Source organism: Lacticaseibacillus manihotivorans DSM 13343 = JCM 12514 (assembly GCF_001435035.1).
Lineage (GTDB): Bacteria > Bacillota > Bacilli > Lactobacillales > Lactobacillaceae > Lacticaseibacillus > Lacticaseibacillus manihotivorans.
The window spans coordinates 1-5,250 of the sequence record NZ_AZEU01000277.1; the positions used below are offsets into that span (position 1 = coordinate 1).

The 5,250-nt window shown below is 47.0% G+C and carries 5 protein-coding genes; all 5 read left to right on the forward strand.

Annotated features, from left to right (window positions below):
* Window positions 1-270: 270 nt before the first annotated feature.
* Entirely contained in the window at window positions 271-1,464 is a 1,194-nt protein-coding gene (locus FD01_RS13820; RefSeq protein WP_056964860.1) for an AAA family ATPase, read from the forward strand.
* Entirely contained in the window at window positions 1,461-2,054 is a 594-nt protein-coding gene (locus tag FD01_RS13825; protein WP_056964862.1) for a hypothetical protein, read from the forward strand. Before FD01_RS13820 ends, FD01_RS13825 begins: the two co-directional genes overlap by 4 nt.
* An 83-nt stretch (window positions 2,055-2,137) precedes the next feature.
* Complete coding sequence (locus tag FD01_RS13830; protein ID WP_056964865.1) at window positions 2,138-3,097, forward strand: S66 family peptidase; 960 nt, start codon at window positions 2,138-2,140, stop codon at window positions 3,095-3,097.
* Window positions 3,098-3,187: 90 nt separating this feature from the next.
* Complete coding sequence (locus tag FD01_RS13835) at window positions 3,188-4,354, forward strand: M20 aminoacylase family protein (RefSeq protein ID WP_054719413.1); 1,167 nt, start codon at window positions 3,188-3,190, stop codon at window positions 4,352-4,354.
* Window positions 4,355-4,512: 158 nt separating this feature from the next.
* On the forward strand, window positions 4,513-5,220 hold the full coding sequence (locus FD01_RS13840; protein ID WP_056964867.1) for an ABC transporter substrate-binding protein: 708 nt from the start codon (window positions 4,513-4,515) through the stop codon (window positions 5,218-5,220).
* Window positions 5,221-5,250 lie beyond the last annotated feature (30 nt).

Genomic DNA, 5,250 nt, shown 5'->3' on the forward strand with positions numbered 1-5,250 from the left:
ATAACACAAAGCGAAGAAAAAAAGTTTTAGGAGGAAAGAGCCCGCAAGAATACCGTGGTTGAAAGTCCAGAAAAACGTCCGCACGCCCTTTTGAGAAATCATCTCCTTGTGAGGTGATTTTTTTGTGTCTTTGATTGGATGACCGATAGATTCATTTGCAACGGATTATATGGTAGAAATGCTTTACTTGAATGAAACAATTGTATATCATGATGGTGACAACGACAAATACGTTGTAAATGTTTTTCATACTTGAGGGAGGGTGACCTGATGAAGCTCATTGAATTTCAAATTACCGGCCATGGTTTGTTTGAAGATGGCACCAAATTTTCAATTCAAGCGGTCGGCCAAAACAATGGGGCGACTGCTGATCGGGTTTTTGAATATAGCAATGCATTGTATCTCAATAAAACCATCGGTATTGTTGGCGTGAATGCGGCAGGGAAGAGTACCTTGTTTAATTTATTCGATGGGCTGAGCGCCTTTTACCTAGAAGACCGATCGATTGATCAAACTGCCTTGCAAGGGAGTTTACGGGGTAGTGGTGATATTATCGTGACGGCCCATCTTGCCGAAACAGATGGCATGCGTTATCAAGTTGTGACGACGTTTGTCCAGGCGCAACCAAACAAGTGGACGGTAGGTGATGAAGATATCTATGCCAAACGTTTGGGGACGTCTGCGAGAAAAAAAGACCAATTCGCTTTCAAGGCACCACAATTATGGCAACGCAGAGCGACGTTGAACGATGAAGTGAAGGCGGTTTTGAGCCCGAAAGATTCATTGTTTCGGATTGTTGCGCGCAATACGGCCATCACACCAGTCATTTCGATGGTTGATGAAGTCGATACCAATCGTGTGATGACGTTCATCGACGAAACCCCAACTAGTCTGCTTCAATATTTGGATGATTCGATCGACTATTTGCGCTATCAGCATGATGAAAAAACCGGTAAGGTGATCGATGTTCGGCTCAAGTTTAAAGGTCAAAGTGATCCTTATATCGTGCAGTCGTTTCAAGAAATTAAACAGTACTTATCCTCTGGTACAGTTCGCGGCATCACCTTGTTGTTTCAAATGCTCAATGCGATGCGCAAAGGGGCAACCTTGTTGATGGATGAAGCGGAATTGCACATCAATAAACGGATCGTTGAAGATTTCATTGCTTTTTTTCAAAATTCACAAATCAACACTTTAGGCGCTACATTGGTTTATTCCACGCATTATATCGAGCTGATCGATGATTCGGAACGCAAGGATGAAAACTATATCTTAGCTCGCAAGCAGCAAACGCACGTGTATCGCTACAGTGATCTGAATATTCGTGGGGACATCAAGAAAAGTGATGTGTTCAAATCCAATTATATCGGCGGCACTGCCCCGAGTGATGCGCACTTGGTGGCGTTGAAAAAGACCCTCGCGCAAAATATGCGTGTTCATACTAAAACGGGGGATGCCAAATGACACGTTCACTCATCGTAGCCGAAGGAACGGCAGAAAAAACCATTTTAGAAATTCTGTTGGCGAATGACTTTCTGAGTGTGACGCAAGAAGATTTGATTGAGGCAGTGGTGCCGCGGTTTATGAAACCACAAGATTTGGCAGAACGGTATTTGCAACGGGATTTTGGTGCCGGCATTGATTTGCTAGTGGTTCTTGATAGCCCTACCCGTGAGCAAAAAGTGCCCCGGATTTATCAAAAGCAAGTCCGCCAAACGCAGTATTTTGTCACGACGCCAGAAATTGAAAGTGTTCAGTTATATGCAAATCCAGAGTGGATCGCTGGCTATCAACGTTTTCGCAATCGTCATCATGGCGAATCGCAAACCAATGTTAAACCCAGCGCTTATTTCAAAGCGAGTCCAGCCATTGGCGGTCTCGGATTGAAAGGGATCAAAACTGATGGTTTTGTCCGTGGATTATGGGAGCACCAACCAGAGAATTTGGTGACAGCCATCTTAAAAGTGCACACTAACACCCGCAAGTCCGATCTTCGCGGAAGGCAAACATTAGCGGCACTCCTTCGCGCGGATCTTCGTGAAGACTATCGTTAACTGAGATCATCATTGAGAATCATCTCACCATTTGTGAGGTGATTTTTTTGTGCTATCCTTTAACCTACAAGGGGGGATGCAACATGACCACAATCGGTTTTTTCTCACCGTCGACGCCGATCACGGCAACCAGTCCGCAACGCTTTGCCCGAGCGCAGAACTTTTTACAAGCAGCTGGGTATCAGTTTGTGGCTGGTGCGTTGACTGGGCAAGCAGATGGCTATCGCAGCGGGTCGATCCAAGCGCGGGTGGCAGAACTCAATGCCTTGATCCATGATCCGCAAGTCGATATTTTAATGGCGACGATCGGTGGCATGAATAGCAATGCGATGTTGCCGTACCTCGACTATGATTATTTAAATGCCCATCCTAAAACCATCGTTGGCTATTCAGATGTGACCGCTTTGTTGCTGGCTATTTATACCCAAGCCCCAAACTGTCGGGTCTTGTATGGGCCGACGCTGGTGGCAGGGTTTGGGGAGTGGTCACCGATTGTCGAGGAATCGCTGAAGGACTTTCAAGCAGTGCTGGCTGGCGATACGTTACTTCAAGCCCCAACAACTTGGACCGACGATCATACGAACTGGGAAACTTTTGTCACCCCTAAGCAGATGCACGCCAATCATTGGGGTTACACGCAAACGCCGCAATTATCAGGTCGGATCATCGGCGGCAATCTCAATACCATGAGTGGGTTTATTCACTCTCCTTATTTCCCGCAGTTGTCGCATGGTGATCTGTTGTTCATTGAAGATGCGGAAAAAGATGCCGCCACTGTCGAACGCAGCTTTGCCATGTTAAAAAATGCCGGTATTTTCGATCAAGTCCGCGGGGTGATTTTGGGAAAACACGCGCTGTTTGATGATGCTAAAACCGGGCGGGCGCCAATCGATATTTTACTGGAAGTGCTCAATGGCCAACCGTTGCCGGTGATCTATGATTATGATTCTTGCCATACGGTGCCGATGATGACCACGCCAATCGGCGATTTCGCTGAATTCGATGCGGTGGCCCAAACAGTTCGTTTTACAAAAAGTCGCTGATCAGCGGCTTTTTGTTTTATCACGATAAATTAACCATTATCTCATGTTTGCGGTACAATCAAACGTATCACAGTTTCACTGGAGGTTTTTATGACTCACAATTTAGCGGCACTGGACGCGTGGCAAGATGAATTCACGCAACTGCGCCATCACTTACATGAACACCCAGAACTGGGACTGGATACGGTCAACACAGCACAATTAGTCGCCGAGAAATTGCGTGATTATGGTTTTGCCGTGACTGAACATGTCGGGTGCAACGGGGTAGTGGGTCAACTACGCCGAGGGACGTCTGCTAAGACTATTGGCTTGCGCGCGGATATGGATTGTTTACCGATCACCGAAGCCACCGGGTTGCCATATCAAAGCCAAGTGCCTGGGTTGATGCATGCATGCGGTCATGACGGACATATCACCACGTTGTTGGCGACAGCGCGTTATTTGTCAAAGTACGGTCAGTTTGATGGGACGGTCAACTTGATTTTTCAACCTGGTGAAGAAGGGGTGCACGGCGCACCGAAAATGCTGGCAGACGGTTTATTCAACCGTTTTCCTTGCGATATGTTGTTCGCTTATCACAACTGGCCGCATCTCGATGATGGCACGATTTACTTACAATCAGGCGCGGTGATGGCCAGCTCTGATCGCATGCGGATCACCATTCATGGCCACGGCGGTCATGCGTCAGCACCTGAGCGCACAGTCGATCCCATTGTTGTTGGTGCTGCGTTGATTCAAAGCTTACAAAGTGTCGTGGCGCGCAATACCTCACCACTTGACGCGGCAGTGGTGACGGTGGGAAGCTTTTTAGCCGGGGCAAAAGAAACTTACAATGTTATTCCTGATTCTGCCCAACTATTTTTAAGTATTCGCACGCTTGATGGTGCGGTGCGCGATGCCACGATCAAACACATCGATCAAATCGCGCAAGGTGTCGGGCAGGCTTTTGGCGTGGAGATTCAATGCGAACATTTTCAAATTTCACCAGCGGTGATCAATGCCGAACAACCCGTCCAGATTGCCCAAAATGCGGCCCGCGAAGTGTTTGGCAATCAGGTCCGCACCAAATTCGATCCCGTGATGGCGTCGGAAGATTTTGCCTTCATGCTCGATGAAGTGCCAGGGTGTTACGCGCTGATGAGTGGTGGCAAGAACAAACCTTATGTGCATACCAGCAAGTTCGACTTCGATGATGCGCTGATCGCACCGATGGCCAGTTATTTTGTCGGCATCGTGGAATCGTACCTTAATTTGTAAACAATTGTTTGTAAAAAGTAGATTGACTTATAATTTGAAACCCATTAAAATATTTGGCATACGATGAATGATTACCAATTGTTTTCTAATAATCATTCGTCGAGACGTGAACGATACCAGTTCACAGCGTGCAATTGCTTGCCAATGGGGGTATTCACATGTCACATCGAATGAAATGGGTCACCGTTACACTACTTTTTACCAGTTTGGGGTTATTGCTTGCGGCTTGTGGTCAAAAGGCGACCACCACCAAGCAAAAAGTGTTCAAAACCACGATCAATGCCAATCCTGATACCTTGGATCCTGCGCAATATACGCTCAGCGTATCTGCAGAAGTGATCAACGCCGAACAGCAAGGTTTGTACACGCGTGATGCGAAGAATAAAGTCGTCGCCGGTGTTGCGAAGTCTTATACCACCAACGCAGACAAAACGGTGTACACCTTCACCTTGAAACACACCAAGTGGTCCAATGGCAAACCAGTCACTGCCGCAGATTTTGTCTATGCGTTCAAGCGCTTAGCCGATCCGAAAGTCGGTGCCAGCCAAGCCGCGCGGGTAGACTTTTTGAAAAATGGGCAAGCCGTGCGCTCAGGTAAAAAGCCATTATCAAGCCTCGGTGCCAAAGCTTGGGGCACCTACAAACTCCAATTGACGTTGTCTGAGCCACTGACTTATTTGAAGGATCTGTTGACAGGGACGCCTTATGTGCCAGTCAACGAAGCTTTCGTGAAGAAAACTGGGAAGAAATTTGGCACGAGTTCGGCAGATGTTTTGGCGAACGGGCCGTTTACCGTCAAAGGTTTCAGTTTAAAAAATGATAACTGGACTTATCAAAAGAACACCCGCGTTTTACAATCAAGTTAGCCACTATCGTTAGCACTCAGACAAAATAAA

Excerpts from the sequence above, each read along its gene's own strand:
- FD01_RS13840 (WP_056964867.1), top strand. The coding sequence starts at position 4,513 with ATGTCACATCGAATGAAATGGGTCACCGTTACACTACTTTTTACCAGT.
- FD01_RS13835 (WP_054719413.1), top strand. The coding sequence starts at position 3,188 with ATGACTCACAATTTAGCGGCACTGGACGCGTGGCAAGATGAATTCACG.
- FD01_RS13825 (WP_056964862.1), top strand. The coding sequence starts at position 1,461 with ATGACACGTTCACTCATCGTAGCCGAAGGAACGGCAGAAAAAACCATT.
- FD01_RS13820 (WP_056964860.1), top strand. The coding sequence starts at position 271 with ATGAAGCTCATTGAATTTCAAATTACCGGCCATGGTTTGTTTGAAGAT.
- FD01_RS13830 (WP_056964865.1), top strand. The coding sequence starts at position 2,138 with ATGACCACAATCGGTTTTTTCTCACCGTCGACGCCGATCACGGCAACC.